Origin of the sequence: Enterococcus sp. DIV1444a, from assembly GCF_051712125.1 — a bacterium.
GTDB lineage: Bacteria > Bacillota > Bacilli > Lactobacillales > Enterococcaceae > Enterococcus > Enterococcus faecalis.
In genome coordinates this window covers 985,125-999,904 of the sequence record NZ_JBIOOG010000001.1, presented here as the reverse complement: position 1 = coordinate 999,904, position 14,780 = coordinate 985,125, and the positions used below count along the sequence as shown (strand labels likewise).

Annotated in this window: 20 protein-coding genes; 3 read left to right on the top strand and 17 right to left on the bottom strand. The window is 37.3% G+C overall.

What is annotated here, in order from left to right; all coding sequences use genetic code 11:
* Positions 1-122: 122 nt before the first annotated feature.
* From IGI87_RS05035 to IGI87_RS04965, 15 genes are all read right to left on the bottom strand, one after another.
* The gene (locus IGI87_RS05035; protein ID WP_104854265.1) at positions 123-365 is read right to left on the bottom strand and encodes a hypothetical protein; all 243 of its coding nucleotides are present in this window, start codon (positions 363-365) and stop codon (positions 123-125) included.
* Between the two features lie 70 nt (positions 366-435).
* The gene (locus IGI87_RS05030) at positions 436-867 is read right to left on the bottom strand and encodes a universal stress protein (RefSeq protein WP_104854264.1); all 432 of its coding nucleotides are present in this window, start codon (positions 865-867) and stop codon (positions 436-438) included.
* 52 nt (positions 868-919) lie between these two features.
* Positions 920-1,225 (bottom strand): hypothetical protein, encoded by a 306-nt coding sequence (locus tag IGI87_RS05025; protein ID WP_280212252.1) that lies wholly within the window; start codon positions 1,223-1,225, stop codon positions 920-922.
* 17 nt (positions 1,226-1,242) lie between these two features.
* On the bottom strand, positions 1,243-1,440 hold the full coding sequence (locus IGI87_RS05020) for a hypothetical protein (protein ID WP_002375234.1): 198 nt from the start codon (positions 1,438-1,440) through the stop codon (positions 1,243-1,245).
* Positions 1,441-1,511: 71 nt separating this feature from the next.
* On the bottom strand, positions 1,512-1,901 hold the full coding sequence (locus tag IGI87_RS05015) for a hypothetical protein (protein ID WP_113793782.1): 390 nt from the start codon (positions 1,899-1,901) through the stop codon (positions 1,512-1,514).
* Between the two features lie 4 nt (positions 1,902-1,905).
* Positions 1,906-3,228, bottom strand: a complete 1,323-nt coding sequence (locus IGI87_RS05010) for a Y-family DNA polymerase (protein ID WP_164982879.1) — start codon at positions 3,226-3,228, stop codon at positions 1,906-1,908.
* Between the two features lie 144 nt (positions 3,229-3,372).
* Positions 3,373-4,527 carry a multidrug efflux MFS transporter EmeA gene (emeA, locus tag IGI87_RS05005; protein WP_002358140.1) on the bottom strand — a complete coding sequence of 385 codons (1,155 nt, stop codon included), beginning with the start codon at positions 4,525-4,527 and terminating at the stop codon, positions 3,373-3,375.
* 192 nt (positions 4,528-4,719) lie between these two features.
* Positions 4,720-5,160, bottom strand: coding sequence for a GNAT family N-acetyltransferase (locus tag IGI87_RS05000; RefSeq protein WP_438736400.1), 441 nt, complete (start codon positions 5,158-5,160; stop codon positions 4,720-4,722).
* Positions 5,161-5,208: 48 nt separating this feature from the next.
* The gene (locus IGI87_RS04995; protein ID WP_002358143.1) at positions 5,209-5,715 is read right to left on the bottom strand and encodes a GNAT family N-acetyltransferase; all 507 of its coding nucleotides are present in this window, start codon (positions 5,713-5,715) and stop codon (positions 5,209-5,211) included.
* A gap of 72 nt (positions 5,716-5,787) precedes the next feature.
* The gene (locus IGI87_RS04990) at positions 5,788-6,087 is read right to left on the bottom strand and encodes a hypothetical protein (RefSeq protein ID WP_002390034.1); all 300 of its coding nucleotides are present in this window, start codon (positions 6,085-6,087) and stop codon (positions 5,788-5,790) included.
* Positions 6,088-6,114: 27 nt separating this feature from the next.
* Entirely contained in the window at positions 6,115-6,681 is a 567-nt protein-coding gene (locus IGI87_RS04985; protein WP_174108329.1) for a kinase, read from the bottom strand.
* A 9-nt stretch (positions 6,682-6,690) separates the two neighbouring features.
* On the bottom strand, positions 6,691-7,695 hold the full coding sequence (locus IGI87_RS04980) for a LacI family DNA-binding transcriptional regulator (protein WP_113793780.1): 1,005 nt from the start codon (positions 7,693-7,695) through the stop codon (positions 6,691-6,693).
* 6 nt (positions 7,696-7,701) lie between these two features.
* Positions 7,702-9,192, bottom strand: a complete 1,491-nt coding sequence (gene galT, locus IGI87_RS04975; protein ID WP_174108333.1) for a UDP-glucose--hexose-1-phosphate uridylyltransferase — start codon at positions 9,190-9,192, stop codon at positions 7,702-7,704.
* A gap of 14 nt (positions 9,193-9,206) precedes the next feature.
* Entirely contained in the window at positions 9,207-10,196 is a 990-nt protein-coding gene (galE, locus tag IGI87_RS04970; protein ID WP_113793779.1) for a UDP-glucose 4-epimerase GalE, read from the bottom strand.
* Positions 10,197-10,211: 15 nt separating this feature from the next.
* Positions 10,212-11,375, bottom strand: coding sequence for a galactokinase (locus IGI87_RS04965; protein WP_438736399.1), 1,164 nt, complete (start codon positions 11,373-11,375; stop codon positions 10,212-10,214).
* A 198-nt stretch (positions 11,376-11,573) separates the two neighbouring features.
* Between IGI87_RS04965 and galM the strand changes: the two genes are divergently transcribed.
* The 3 genes from galM to IGI87_RS04950 all read left to right on the top strand — a co-directional run bounded on the left by galM (position 11,574) and on the right by IGI87_RS04950 (position 13,667).
* A complete protein-coding gene (galM, locus tag IGI87_RS04960) occupies positions 11,574-12,632 on the top strand; it encodes a galactose-1-epimerase (protein ID WP_438736398.1) in 1,059 nt (352 codons plus the stop codon).
* 129 nt (positions 12,633-12,761) lie between these two features.
* Positions 12,762-12,908 carry a hypothetical protein gene (locus IGI87_RS04955; protein WP_002384758.1) on the top strand — a complete coding sequence of 49 codons (147 nt, stop codon included), beginning with the start codon at positions 12,762-12,764 and terminating at the stop codon, positions 12,906-12,908.
* 120 nt (positions 12,909-13,028) lie between these two features.
* Positions 13,029-13,667, top strand: a complete 639-nt coding sequence (locus tag IGI87_RS04950) for a sugar O-acetyltransferase (RefSeq protein ID WP_104854255.1) — start codon at positions 13,029-13,031, stop codon at positions 13,665-13,667.
* Positions 13,668-13,712: 45 nt separating this feature from the next.
* Here the strand turns inward: IGI87_RS04950 and IGI87_RS04945 are convergent, their stop codons facing one another.
* Together IGI87_RS04945 and IGI87_RS04940 are read right to left on the bottom strand one after the other, a co-directional pair.
* Positions 13,713-14,144: a VOC family protein gene (locus IGI87_RS04945; RefSeq protein WP_104854254.1), complete on the bottom strand. Its 432-nt coding sequence runs from the start codon at positions 14,142-14,144 to the stop codon at positions 13,713-13,715.
* Positions 14,145-14,210: 66 nt separating this feature from the next.
* A complete protein-coding gene (locus IGI87_RS04940) occupies positions 14,211-14,690 on the bottom strand; it encodes a GAF domain-containing protein (protein WP_113793776.1) in 480 nt (159 codons plus the stop codon).
* Positions 14,691-14,780: the final 90 nt, after the last annotated feature.

Sequence of the window (14,780 nt, the reverse complement as noted above, 5' to 3'; positions counted from 1 at the left end):
GGGGAGCAGTTAACTTTTTCTTTTTAACCACAAAAGAGAGGATCCGCTGTGAGAAATAACTGCAGCGGATGCTCCCTTTTGTATACTATTTATTTACTAGCCGATAGTTCAAAGCTTTCCCGTTACTCAGTAGTATCGATATTGTCTTCTTGACTATCTAAAGAACGGTCAACTTTTTCGTCGTAACTTTCCAGGGAATTTTCATTTTGATGTTTCTGATTATCGACAGTTTTATCGACTTTTTCTTTCTGTCGATCAATTGTCTTTTCCATCTCTTCGCCAGCCGAGGTACAGCCACTCAGCAAAAAGAAACTTGTGAATAAAAACGCTGACAAGATAACTGTTTTTCCGATTTTTGTTTTCATAAACTCACCTCTCGTTTAATTTAAAAAAACGCTCCGATAAAACATTGTGTCCTTGATTATTTACTCACAATTAGCGAACGACTAAGACATTGCACGAAGCATGATTAACCACATAATCTGTAGTAGAACCAATCAAGGTTCGTTGAATAGCGCCTCTTCCCGTGGCCCCTAGCACAATTAAATCTATGGCATAATTTTCAGAAATCGTGTTGGCAAGATAGCGTTTTGGGCTCCCAAGTTCAACAATTTTTTTAACTGTTTTTACACCAATTTCACTCGCTTGTTTTGCCTTTTCAGTGAGCATCTCTTCTGACTTATGTTTTTCTAAATCATACAATTCTTCAAAAGAAAAGGGACTCGTCGTAAATTCAGCATCATTAATAATTGTAGCTAAATAAAGAGTGGCTTGTTCCTCTTTGGCAATCCTGACAGCTTCATGAAAAGCTTTTTCAGATTGATCTGAGCCATCAAGAGCAACCAAAATATGTTGATATACTGACATTTTATCCGCCTCCTTAACCAAATTAAGAATCACAACTAACACAACAGCTGCATTACATTTTAGTGGCTATCTGTTGTAATTTTTCCACGGTTAATGCTTGATAATTTGTTTCTTCAAGTAGTCCCATTTGAATTTCAACAGAAACATCTTCCGTACATGTTTCTAAAAACATTGTGGCATAATCAAACTGTTGCTCTAAAAATGCTTCATACTCCAGTCGACAACGTAAAAATTCTTTCGCGGTATCTGAAACATGTAAACACATGCGGCGATTATTCGCTTTCTTGGTTATCACAAAATAGGTTCCTTCTAAAATCGTGGTAATCTCTTCAATAATATACGCTGCATCTTTTACCATTCCGTCAATCCAGTCCTTTATTTGTTTTCAGTATCGTTGCTTTTTTCTTTGTCATCACTTAACAGCTCTTTAATTTTTTCACGATTGTCGTATAACTTTTTTCCTACGCCCACTAAGGCGCCACCTGCCAATAACTTTGTTAAAAAGCCGCCACTTGCATTTGTTTTTTTACCATGGTGTCCTTTTAAATGATGTCCCATCCTAGCCACCTCCATAATTTTTATTTCTATTACCTATGAACATTATCTCATATGTTTTCACAAAACGCACGTATAACAATAGTTTTTTAATCAAGGCTCGACCACTTTGTAAACTCATGACTTTTAATATGACGAATATCTTCAAATAAAATATGTGTATGTCCAACTTTTGCATGCTCCATTGAGCTCATCCCTTCAAAAACACCGATAATTGGCGGCTGAACGCGGCCAAAATCATCCAAAGTATTCAATTGGATTTCTAAAACTTGGTTATTTTTTAAAGACTGCTCTAAGTATTCTTCAATTTCTTCTGTTGTCTGTTGCGGTAAGCGTTCAAACGCTCTCTTAGAATATTCGTCAGAAGCTTCGATTCCTTCTTGTAACTCCCCCAATGCAAAAGCAGTCGCCCATTTCAGTTCAAAGGGCCGATCGTGGTACTCATTATAAGGTGTAAATTCTTTTTTTGTTCGTTTCATGATGTTATCCTCCTAAACCGACATTTCCCCCAGCATGTCCACCCACTAATCCTGAACGATGAATTGCTGTCGCGCCTTCTAACAAAGAAGAGGCATGGATTAAAGCTTGAAAGCCAAATTTTTGTCGGATTTTATCAATCAGATAGTTTAACTCCATTTCACTAATTTGCTCTTCTGGTACCGAAAATAAATCTAATTGTAAAGATTCATTCCAAACTAATTTTCCATAAGAAAGACCTAATTGTCGGACATCGGTTCCTACTAGATAGTGTTCTCTAAAAAGGGCTAATACATGGGTGATCAAAACTTTTGTATTGTTTGTTGCAGGAATCGTTTGTTGTTTTCGCCAACCAGTTCGTCCTTCACGGTCAATTTGTCCTTTGGAATAACCAACGTAGACTGTGATACATTCCGTTTGACAATGCGCTTTTCTTAAACGAGCAGCCACTTGCTCTGTCAGTTCCTTTAAGACTAGTTCAATCTGATCTCTTCGCGCATAATCTCTCGGTAAAATCTGACTATTCCCAAATGATTTTTCAGCTTTACGTTGCGTTTTTTTTCCTAAAAAAGTACGATCAATTCCCCATGAATGAGCATACAATTGAAGCCCCATCACGCCAAATGTTTCTTGTAAAAGATGCGGATTCGCTTGCGCTAATTCATATACAGAATCAATTCCTAAACGATTTAGTCGTTTAGCCATTCTGCGACCAATCCCACAAAAATCTGTCAAAGAAGGCAACTGCCAGACAGTATCTGGTACACGATCATACCGCCATTCTGCAATAAAATCTGGCGAATGTTTGGCGCCATTGTCCAACGCCAATTTAGCCAGTAACGGATTGTCCCCTATCCCAACGGTCACATAAATACCCACATGATTATAAACGACTCTTTGGATAATCCGAGCCATTTTATAGGCGGTTTCACAATGAAAATAACTTAAAGAAGCCGTTACATCAAGAAATGATTCATCTACACTAAACACAGAGTGATCTTCATCTGCGACAAACTTTTTATATAAATTATTGATTTCTTGATTCTTTTTCATGTACAAATTCATTCGTGGCGGAACCACATATAAATCAGGATGAGCGGGCACTTGATTTTTACGCGTAACATTTGAAACACCTAAAACTTTTTTTGCCATTGGCGATGCTGATAAAACTAATCCCCCCGCATTTTCGGCATTGCTCATCACTACCAACATCGTTTTCAACGGATCTAACCCACGTTCTGCGCATTCTACACTAGCGTAAAAACTTTTACAATCAATACAAAGAATATCGCGACTAGGTTCTTTTTCATAATCAAATTTCACAAACATCACCTCACTTGCAAAATCATTATACGAACAAACGTTCGATTAATCAAGCGAACACTGTTTATTTTTTGTTTTTTTTCCAGAACGGTTGGTGATCAAAAAAATAAGTATTCGGAATTATTATATTCCAAATACTTATTTTTTCTTTTACATCTTATTTCGATTTAAAAATAATGATAAAAAGCCTGTTCCTAACAGAATCACTGCTGAAACATAATAAGGGAAAAAGTGGTTGATATCAAATAATGCACCTGCTGCCATTGGTCCTAAAATATTACCAAAACTTGTAAATGTCGAATTTAGCCCATTGATGGTTCCTTGTTGATCTCCAGCATGTTTAGATAAATAAGTGGTTACTGCTGGTCTAAACAAGTCAAACGCTAAAAAGACAATAAACGTTGAAAACACAACAACTAAATTATTTTTTGTAAAGGCAATCACGGCAATAAAAATGGCACTTGCAAAAAAGGTTAATTGGATTAAGCCCATTTCACCTATTTTTTGGACGATTGCATCAAAGAAAAACAACTGACAAATCAACGCTAAAATACCACTAACCGTAATCACGATTGCTATTTCACTTGTGGTAAAGCCGAAATTAATGGTCGCCATAATACTATAAATAGATTCGAACGCTTGCAGACCAAAAGAGGAAATTAAGATAATCACAAATAATGAGGTAAACATTGGATTTCTTAAAATATCCATAAATGAACCTTTTTTCGCTTCAACAGCGGCTAAAATTCGTTTCTCTGGCTCCTTCAAAACAGTTAATGTCAAAATAAAACCAATAAACGCTAAAAATGCGGCTGCAAAAAATGGGGCGCGAATACCTAAATAAGCAATAAAACCACCAACTCCTGGTCCGATAATAAAACCACCACTAATTGCGGCTGATACAAGTCCCATCGCTTTCGGGCGTTCAGAAATCGTGGTCATATCTGCCACAAAGGCTGTCACTGACGGCATTAATAAAGCGGCTGCAATCCCACCTAAACCACGAGAAATATAAAAACCGCTTTTCGCTTGGGCTAAACCAAATAATAACTCAGAAATTGAAAAAACCAACATGCCCGTCGCAATCATCTTTTTCCGACCAATTTTATCCGAAAGGACACCTGCGATTGGCGATGTGATTAATTGGGCAATCGCAAAAATAGAAATCATCATTCCCATTGTGGTACCAGAAAAATGCATTTCTTCTTTTAATTGGGGAATTACGGGAATGACTAGGCCTACGCCTAGAAAAACAAGAAATAAGTTAGAAATTGCTAAGTACATCATACTATTTTTTTTCGTCATAATTTGCCTCCTCCATAAAAAAACAGCCATCAAAAATGGCTATTTCTGTTTCTTTGTATGTACTTTCTTTGACAGTGTTTCGGCTGAAACACTCGTTGAGTCATTGAGATACATTTTACACTAATTCGCTGAAAATTTCACTAGTTTTTACTTATTTTTTTAAAGGAAATTGTTATTTTTTAAAGACATAAATTAAGTATCCAAGTATTTAATGAATCGCTTTTGTTTTTTATCAGAAATATAGCCAATGTGTTCATAAAATTGATGTGCTGCTATACGCTGTTCTCCCGAATTTAAGCGAATCGCAGACAAGTTACACTTTTTGGCTTCCGTTTCTAGTTTCGTCATTAATTGTTTGCCAATCCCACGGCCTTCTGCTTCTTTTGCGACTGCTAATCCCAGAACATTCAATAACGTTTGGGAATAAATTGTTTCATACAGTTGCGCATGCATATAGCCTAAAATCTTACCTGTCTTCGTTTCTTCATAAACATATAAAAACTCTCTGTCACTGGCTAGTAGTAATTTTTCAATCTGTTTACAGGTCACGTCAACGGGAACTTCATAGCCCAATTGTTCTTTATTAATGATAGTTAACGCCGCTGCATCGGTTGGCTTCATTTTTCTAATCAAGGGTAACAACCTCCTAAATGATATTTATAGAATATTACTTTGGCTACTCTATAGTTTTTTCGATAAATAAAGAACTAACGCATCATCATTAACACACCGATCGTTTGGTTTCAGCTGCTTATTTTGAAACCAGACTCCTGAACCATCTGGCACATATCCTTGTTTGATATATAATCTTTGCGCTGCACCATAACCAGGATGCAGGCCTACTCCCAAAGAAACAGTATCTGCATAACTTTTGGCAACATTTTCTGCACGATTTAATAATAACCGCCCCACTCCTTGTTTTTGAAATGGTAAGAATACATTGAAATCAGCTATTTCAGGATATAAATTTTTAAAAGGTCCTTCCTTAGCTAATGGCAGTAACGTCACATAACCTAACAGCGTTGCCTTTTTCTCCGCTACAAAAACCGTTCGTTGCTTGACTAATTGTTCTTCTAAATAGTTCATTAAAATCTCTTGGCGACTTGGCCAACCTTGTTGGACAAATTGAGTATCCAGCGCTAAGATATCTTTCTCTTGCATTTCTCTAATAACCACTAGCTCAGACATCAGCCTCCCCTCCAAAAAAACGTTTTCATTTTATACAACGAAGCGAATAATTCTCCGCTCCCTTATTCATTTTCAAAAACCATCGAGTTGATGATATTTGGGCAAAACAGCAACACATGTTTCTTCTGAATTAACAGCAATAACGAACCCTTGCCATAAGGACCACGTCACCGCTTCACCTAATTTCTCTTTCACTCGTTGAATCATTTCAGCTTGCGTTAAGTCTCGAGCAGGGAAATGTTGAACTTTATCGTTACTGATTAAAAAAATAAATGATTCTGAAAAAGCTGTCATGACTTCAGGTGGTAAATTTTTTAATCGTTCTTGGTAATCCATTGAAACCACTCCTTCTTTTTTATCATACCACAACATCCATTTCTCTAAAAAGCGCAGCACTTACTACTGAATATCTGCTAAAATTTGCCTGATAATCTGCTTTTCAGACAGTTGTTCAGATAACCGCTGTTCTCCCGGAAGCCCTAAATAATCTTCTGGTAGCCACCAACGTTTCATTTCCACGACACCAAATTCTTGATTCTTGTTTCTCTGGCTATGTCTTTTCAGCGTTTCTTCAAAAGAAATATCAAAATAATAAACCTGAACGTTTCCTTCAAAGAGATGAATTATTTCCTGAAAAAAGGAATGATAAATGGCTTTTTGAAAAATCCCTTCAACAATCACATACTGGCATTCTTGATAACCAAAAGCTACCAACTGTTTTAACAAAGCAATACTTAGATTACCTGTTTCATCTTTAACACGAAGCATTTCTCTGCGCACCACATCTTGAGAAATCAATAACGATTGTTCTTTAAGACATTGATGAAGCGCTTTAGCTATCGTTGTTTTGCCACTACCAGAATTACCACGTAAAATAATTAATTTCGGTTGCATCTGTTTCCCTCCATTTTCTTGATTGTTGAAAACCAGCAGAAAAGAGCAAAAAACTTGGAAAAAACTCTCCAAGTTTTGCTGTTATTTTGATGAACGTTTCGTTGAGTCTCGCTGAATGAATTCCGTTCCGATAATAATTTTTTTAGGAACTGGTGGTGTATTCAAGCATAACTCTTTCATTGTCTCAACGGCTAGCTCGCCCATCCATTCAGTATGAACTTTGACTGTTGTTAATGTGGGTGAAACATATTTTGCGACACTAATATCATTAAAACCAATGATAGAAATATCTTCTGGCACACGAATGGCTGCTTCTTGTAACGCCCGCATCGCACCAATTGCCAACGTATCACTTGCAGCGAAAAAAGCGGTTGGACGAGTGTCCGCTTTTTCAATAAAGTCTTTCATCGCTTGATAGCCTTCTTCAACAGAAAAAGCTGCTTCGACAACCCATTCTTGATGATAAAGGTCCAGATCTTTTAACGTTTCTTTAAAAGCAACAAAACGTGAATCAACCAATGCCACACGGGACTCTTTCGTATATTCTTGCCCAGAAAGCATACCAATTTTCTGATGCCCTTGCGCCAAAAATTCTTGCACAATTGTTTTAACACTTCCAGCAAAATCAACAACAATGGAGTTTTGGCCAAAAACCATTGCATCAAAGTCTACAAATAGAAGAGGTGCGCCTAAGGCGGCTAAGGACGCCACTTGCTTTTCATCAAATTTTCCTAGGGCAATTGTCCCATCAAATCTTTTTTGAGACAGGTTTGTCAGAGATTCTTTGACTAAAAGAAAACCCAATTCCTCTGCTCTCTTTTCAACACCTAAACGAATCGATAAATAGTAGATATCATCCAGCTCTTCTGGATCGCTGAACCACTGGACAAATCGAATTTTCTTTTTGCCTGCTTGTTTTTTTCTGGCTCGTTTTTTATAATTTAACGTTTCTGCTGTTTCAAATATTTTCTTCTTCGTTTCATCACTAACTGATAATGTTTCATCATAGTTCAAAACTCTCGAAACTGTCGCTGAAGAAACACCGACTTGCTCTGCTATATCTTTAATGGTTACGATGTTCCTCACCTCAAATTAATCATTTTCAATACATTGAATAAACCGTTCAAAAGCACGACGGCCTTCTTCGTCACGTTTAAAGACGCCGGCATCTGTTAAAATTTGAACAAAAATCGTCCCAATTCCTTGTTGAATCACTTCTTTGACATTGGCTTCAGTGATGGTTTGCTGGCTGAGTTCATCCGCCCAAGCTCGATGGCTTTCAGCAATTTGATTGGGTTGCTTTAATAAATACTTTTCGACTTCTCTTAATTCTTGTGCCAGCCTTGGTGGCAAAATAGCTAGTCCCATTACTTCAATTAAGCCAATATTTTCTTGCTTAATATGTTGTACTTCTGGATGTGGATGAAAAATGCCATCTGGAAATTCCTCCGAAACATTATTATCTCGTAAAACTAAATCCAATTCAAACAATGACCCTTTGCGTCGAGCAATTGGCGTAATCGTATGATGCGGTGTGCCATCTTCTGAATAGGCCCGAACTGAGACTCGTTCATCAGAATAATTGCGCCATTTGGTCAAAATTAATTCGGCTGCCTCAACTAGTTCCTCTTGATGATCACTTTGAAGACGAATCACAGACATCGGCCATTTTAAAATACCAGCAGTTATCCCAGGATATTGTTTCAAAGAAAAAATTTTTTCCATTGGTGCTAAATCCATTGGAAATGTATGCCGTCCTGCTTGGTAATGATCATGAGATAAAATAGAACCACCAACAATTGGCAAATCTGCATTAGAGCCCACAAAATATTCAGGGAATAACTCCGTAATTTTAAGGAGCCGCTGGAACGTTTTTTTCTCGATTTTCATTTCTCGATGCTGTTGGTCCAAGAAAATCGCATGCTCATTATAATAAGCATATGGCGAATATTGAAAGCCCCAAGCTTCGTCCTCTAAATTTAGTCGGATAATCCGGTGGTTTGTCCGTGCTGGATAATTCACACGACCATAATAGCCTTCATTCTCCATACATAACATACACGCTGGATATTTTTTTTGACTCATTTTCTTTTCAGCCAAAATTTTTCGAGCATCCTTTTCTGGCTTCGATAAGTTAATGGTAATTTCTAGTTTACCATAGGGTGAGTCCATTGGGAAAATAATATTTTTGGCGATTGCTTTCGTTTTAATGTAGTTATTCGTTTTACATAACTGATAAAAATAATCCGTTGCTTTTCGTGGAGACTCTTGATAATAGTCCATAAACTTCCGATTAATAGTGGTTGGGGTCGGCGTAATAAAATCCATTAACTCCGCTTCTAGTTGCTCTGCTTCCGTAATTGAGCCATCGATTTGGTGATTGGCTTGTGCAATGTTTAAAAGATGTTCCACCACACTCAACGGTTCTTGCTCACAGTCAACCGCCTCTGGTTGTTCAAAAAAATCACAGCCAACTAGTTTGGCAATCCGATTCGTCAAATAATAGCGGTCTGTTTCCGTCCAATCGCCATTTTCTATGATTATCTCTACAAATGCAGCAATCCATTTACTACTTTCTTTCATCATCTGATGTTCTCCTATTCATTATAGCCTTGAGGATGTTTCACATGCCATTGCCAAGCGGTGGCGATAATGTCCTTGACCTCAGTTACTTTTGGTTGCCAGCCTAAAACTCGTTTGGCTTTTTCACTAGAAGCAATTAACGTACTAGGATCCCCTGCTCGGCGTGGCGCGATTGTCGCAGGAATTTCTTGACCTGTCACTTCGCGAGCAGCATCTAACATTTCTTTAACAGAATAGCCGTTGTTGCTACCAAGGTTAAAGACGTCACTTTCACCGCCATTTTTCAAGTATTCTAAAGCCAAAATATGCGCTGCAATCAAGTCTTCAATGTAAACGTAATCTCGAATACACGTGCCATCTGGTGTATCATAATCATCCCCAAAAATACTTAGCTCTGCTCGTTGGCCTAATGCTACTTGTAAAATAATCGGCACAATATGCGTTTCTGGCGTGTGATCCTCCCCAATTGAGGCATCTTTTTTTGCTCCTGCGACATTAAAATAACGCAAAGCAACATATTTCATTCCATAAGCGTTGTCGCACCATTTCATGATTTTTTCCATCATTAATTTACTTTCCCCATACGGATTTTTAGGATTCGTTGGGGTTTCTTCTGTAATAGGCATTGCTTTTGGTTCGCCATAAGTGGCTGCTGTGGAAGAAAAAACAATGTGTTTCACCCCAAATTCTTGCATGACTTCCAAGGCAATTTGAGTGCCGTGAACATTGTTATTGAAATACATTAACGGTTGCTCCACGGATTCTCCCACTAAAGAATTGGCCGCAAAGTGCAACACACCTTCAATTGATTCCTTTTCAAAGACACTACGTAAAAAAGCTTTATCACGAATATCGCCTTCATAGAAAGTCGCTTGTTCATGAACTGCTGCACGGTGCCCCGTTAATAAATTATCAACAACCACAACGGCATAGCCTTTTGAAATTAATTGATCAACGGCATGTGAGCCAATGTAGCCTGCGCCACCTAATACTAAAATAGACATTTTAAGCCTTCCTTTCTAAAATAACTTTCTGGCACCATCATCAATTGATGCAGGATAAAAATCAGCAGCATAGCCAATTTTATCTTGATAACTCTGGCCAACAGCTTCAATAAATGCGTCTATCTTTTGCTTTGGTACCAAAGCAATACTACAGCCACCAAACCCTGCACCAGTCATCCGTGCACCCAAAACGCCTGGTTGTTCTTGCGCACAAGCCACTAAGGTATCCAACTCAATGCCAGTTACTTCGTAATCTTCTTTTAACGAACGATGTGAGGCATTTAATAATAAGCCAAATTCTTCCAAATCCCCTTCAGTTAGCGCTTGTTTTGCCAATAAAGTTCGTTCATTTTCTGTGACGGCATGACGTGCTCGTTTAATCAACGTTGGATCTCCAATCAATGCTTGATATTGTTCAAATGTCTCGCTGTTTAATTCACCTAGAAACTCAATAGATAACTCTTTTTGAAGCAAACGAACGGCTTCTTCGCATTCTGCACGGCGTTCATTATATTTTGAATCTGCTAATTCACGACGTTTGTTAGTATTCATAATGACAATCGTATACTCACCTAATTTGGCGGGAACCATTTCATAGTGCATATTATTGGTATCTAGTAGAATAGCTTGATCTTTTTCTCCCATCCCTACGGCAAATTGGTCCATAATTCCCGAATTAACGCCAATAAATTCATTCTCCACTTTTTTACCGATTTGCACCAATTCAAGCATTGGACAGTGTAAAGCATATAAATCATTACAGATCGTTCCCATTAAAAGTTCAATAGAAGCAGAAGAAGATAAGCCAGCACCATTAGGAATCGTACCGTAGAAGAGCACATCTAAGCCAGAATCAATATTGTGTCCGCTTTCAATCAAGTAATTTAAAACACCTTTCGGATAATTTGCCCAATCATCTGAATCTGAATAGGTTAAATCTTCTAATGTAAATTCGATGAGACCAACCTCTTTAAAATTATCAGAAAACATCCGAATTTTTTGGTCGTCTCTTTTTCTTGCCACACCAAATGTCCCTAAAGTAATAGCCGCTGGGAAAACATGACCGCCATTGTAATCTGTATGTTCACCAATCAAATTAATTCTTCCAGGGGCAAAATAACAGGCTGTCCCTTTCTCACCAAATATTTCTACAAATCGATTCATTAACAGTTCTTCCATCACTAATCGCTCCTTTCACTAGTAAACAAATTGTATAATATTTACTAAACTTTTGCAAATATTTACTTAACATTTTCTTAATTGTCATTTCGGTTGAAAACGTGTACAATACAATTAAATAAAGATTTATTTTCTTAGCGTTTCTTTTTGACTATTTAAATAATCTAAATAACAAAGTTAAATTTACTAAATATTTACTTGAAGGAAGGATTGATTATTTTGACTATTTCAACTGAATCATTTGGACAAGGAATGCTTCTTTACACACTGACGAATAAAAATGGTGTGTCTTTAAAAGCAACAGATTTTGGTGCACGAATTGTTGCGCTCGACGTTCCTCTTACAAAAAATGAATCCCGATCACTCGTGCTAGGCTTTCCCTCAGCAGATGAATATTTGTCTAAAGACTTATATTTTGGTGCAACAATTGGTCGAACAGCTGGTCGAATTGCCGATGGCTCCTTTGAACTAGCGGGTAAAACGTATCAAACGATGATTAATACGCCTACTCAAACAACACTTCACGGCGGCACACCTGGGTTTGAAAGTAAAAAATGGCACAGCGAAATCCAAGAGGCACAAGTGAATCCTTCTGTGAAATTTTGGCTAGAGAGTCCTGCTGGTGAAAATGGTTTTCCTGGGAACCTCACTGTTTCAGTCACGTATACATTGACTGAAGAAAATGAATGGCAAATTGAGTATCAGGCAACTACAGATGAACAAACACTTTTTAATCCAACCAATCATGTCTACTTTAATTTAACTGGAAATCCTGCAATCCCCATTGATGCGCATGAGTTACAAATAAATGCCCAAAAGTTTGTCCCGCTTGATGAAAGAGTTTTACCGCTTGGAGAATTAGCTTCCGTCGACCAGACAGCTTTTGATTTACAAAAACCTAAAAAATTAGCTGAGGTTTTTTCAAGTAACGATGAACAAATCCAAAAGATGAACGGCTTCGATCACCCTTTCATCTTAACCAATCATGATTTAATTAACCCGGATGTTATCTTAAAAAGTCCTACTAAAGATATCACCTTAGAGATGTTCACTGATCAACCTTCAGTTGTTATTTTTTCAGCAAATTTTGCTGATAACGGTCCCGATATTCAAGGGCAACAATTAGTCAATCACGGAGCGCTCACCTTTGAAACCCAAGTCTGTCCTGGTGCTGAAAGATTTCCGTTGTTCGGTTCTATCACCCTCTCACCTGAACAGGAATTTCATTCAACGACCCGTTTCAAACTAATTTTTTAAGTAACATGGTGCTCTTAACCAAGCTTATCTATGAGCTAAAAAAGAGAAGAAGGGTTAAGGGCATTCTATTATTTGACATTTTTAATCGCTCCATTTACACTATTTTCAATTAGAAAGGTGGTGATGTCTATGTATGCAATCAAGTTTTTTCATGGCTATTTAACTGCAGATGGTAAACGTACGCGTGATAAATCAGGTTGTTTAGTTTACCACTCTGAAAAAGAAGCACAAAAATTAGCAGATAAAATTGGCGGGAGAGTTAAAAAAATTGGATAACCTTTGATAAAGGATAGATAAGCAAGGCTATTTTGCTATCTGTCCTTTTTTATTTTACATATTCCTCGACTTATTGTATTGATTTGATACAATAGAGAAAAAGCCTAAAGGAGCGCTTACATGACACAAAATGACTTTGATTACATGCAAATGTTAAAAGGCGAATTATATTACGCCCCCACCATTTTACCCGAAAATAACTCGACAAAAGGCAAGGTGTTAGCTCAAAAAATCAATCAACTTCCTATCGATAATGTGAAAGAAATTGTGGCCCTAGAAAAAGAATTATTAGGAAAAACTGGCAAGCTGTTATATATCAACCCGCCCCTCCATGTAGATTACGGTCGCCATATTGAGGTAGGAGAAAATTTTTATGCAAACATGGATTGCATTTTTTTAGATGTAAACAAAATCATCTTCGGTGATAATGTCATGGTTGGTCCTCGTGCTAGCTTTTATACTGCCGGCCACCCAACTGATCCAATGATTCGAACTGCAGAATTAGAATTCGGTACGCCAATTATTGTTGAAGATAACGTGTGGATTGGCGGAAGTGCTACCATTTTACCTGGCGTTACAATTGGAAAAAATGCGATTGTTGCTGCTGGTGCTGTCGTTACAAAAGACGTTCCTGCGAACACAATTGTTGGGGGGAATCCAGCAAAAGTCATTCGCAAAATTGATGAAAACGATCAGCAATTTTGGACAGAAAAGCAACGGCAGTATCAAATCGCTAAGAAGCAATTCTTTCATGAATAAAAAAGCCCCAATCCAATGAAAATAGTGGATTGTGGCTTTTTTATTTTAATCTTCTTCATAATAATTAAACATCCAATGGATGCCAAACTGATCTTTTAGGGAACCATACTTTTTGGACCAAAAAGTTTCAGATAATGGCATTGTAACAGTGCCACCTTCAGATAATCGTTTAAATAAGCGTTCAATTTTTTCATCATCATCTGTGCTAACCACGAGCGAAAGGTTATTTCCTTCCGTAACTTCAAAACCAAACATATCAGGAACATCTGAAATCATTACATAGGTTCCTTCAATAATGATACTTGCATTCATCACTAAATCCTTTATTTCGTCGTTTATAGGATGCTCAGGATCTTCAGGTGCTTCGCCAAAAGTCATTAAATTTTGACATTTTGTATCAAAAACATCTTCATAGAACGCGATTGCTTCTTTTGCTTCACCTTTAAAATTTATATACAGCTCTAACAAATGACTCACCTTCTTTCATGATCAAATTTTATACTTTATTTTCTCATGACTTTTCAGAAAGCAAAAATAGTCTGCTTAAAAATCTGATTTTTCTAGCAATAAGGTAACAAATTTTTCCAAATACAGTTGGTCAACCGCATCATAGCTATTTGTTACACCACTATCAATATCTAAAACACCAACCAATTGATGATTTTTCACCATCGGCACAACGATTTCAGACATCGCAGCCGAGTCACAAGAAATATAATTGGCGTGTGTCTTCACATTATCAACAATCAATGTAACTTGTTTTTCTGCTGACTCACCGCAGACACCTTTGCCCATTTTAATTCTGGTACAAGAGACTTTCCCTTGAAAAGGCCCTAAAACTAATTCTTCATCTTTATATAAATAATACCCAGCAAAAACGGTATCTGGTAACGTTTGTGTAAGTAACGCGGACGAGTTTGCTAGATTTGCAATAGTGTCCGTTTCTATTTCTAACAAACCGCTCAATTGTTGTAAGCACAATTCGTAGGCTGCTTTTTTGTTTTCTCTCGTTTGTTCAGTCATGCTTGGTTCATCTCCTTCATTTTGTCTTATTATAAAGGAAGATACGCAAAAGTGCTATGTTAAAGTGAGTAAAACAAACTTGAAAAGCTG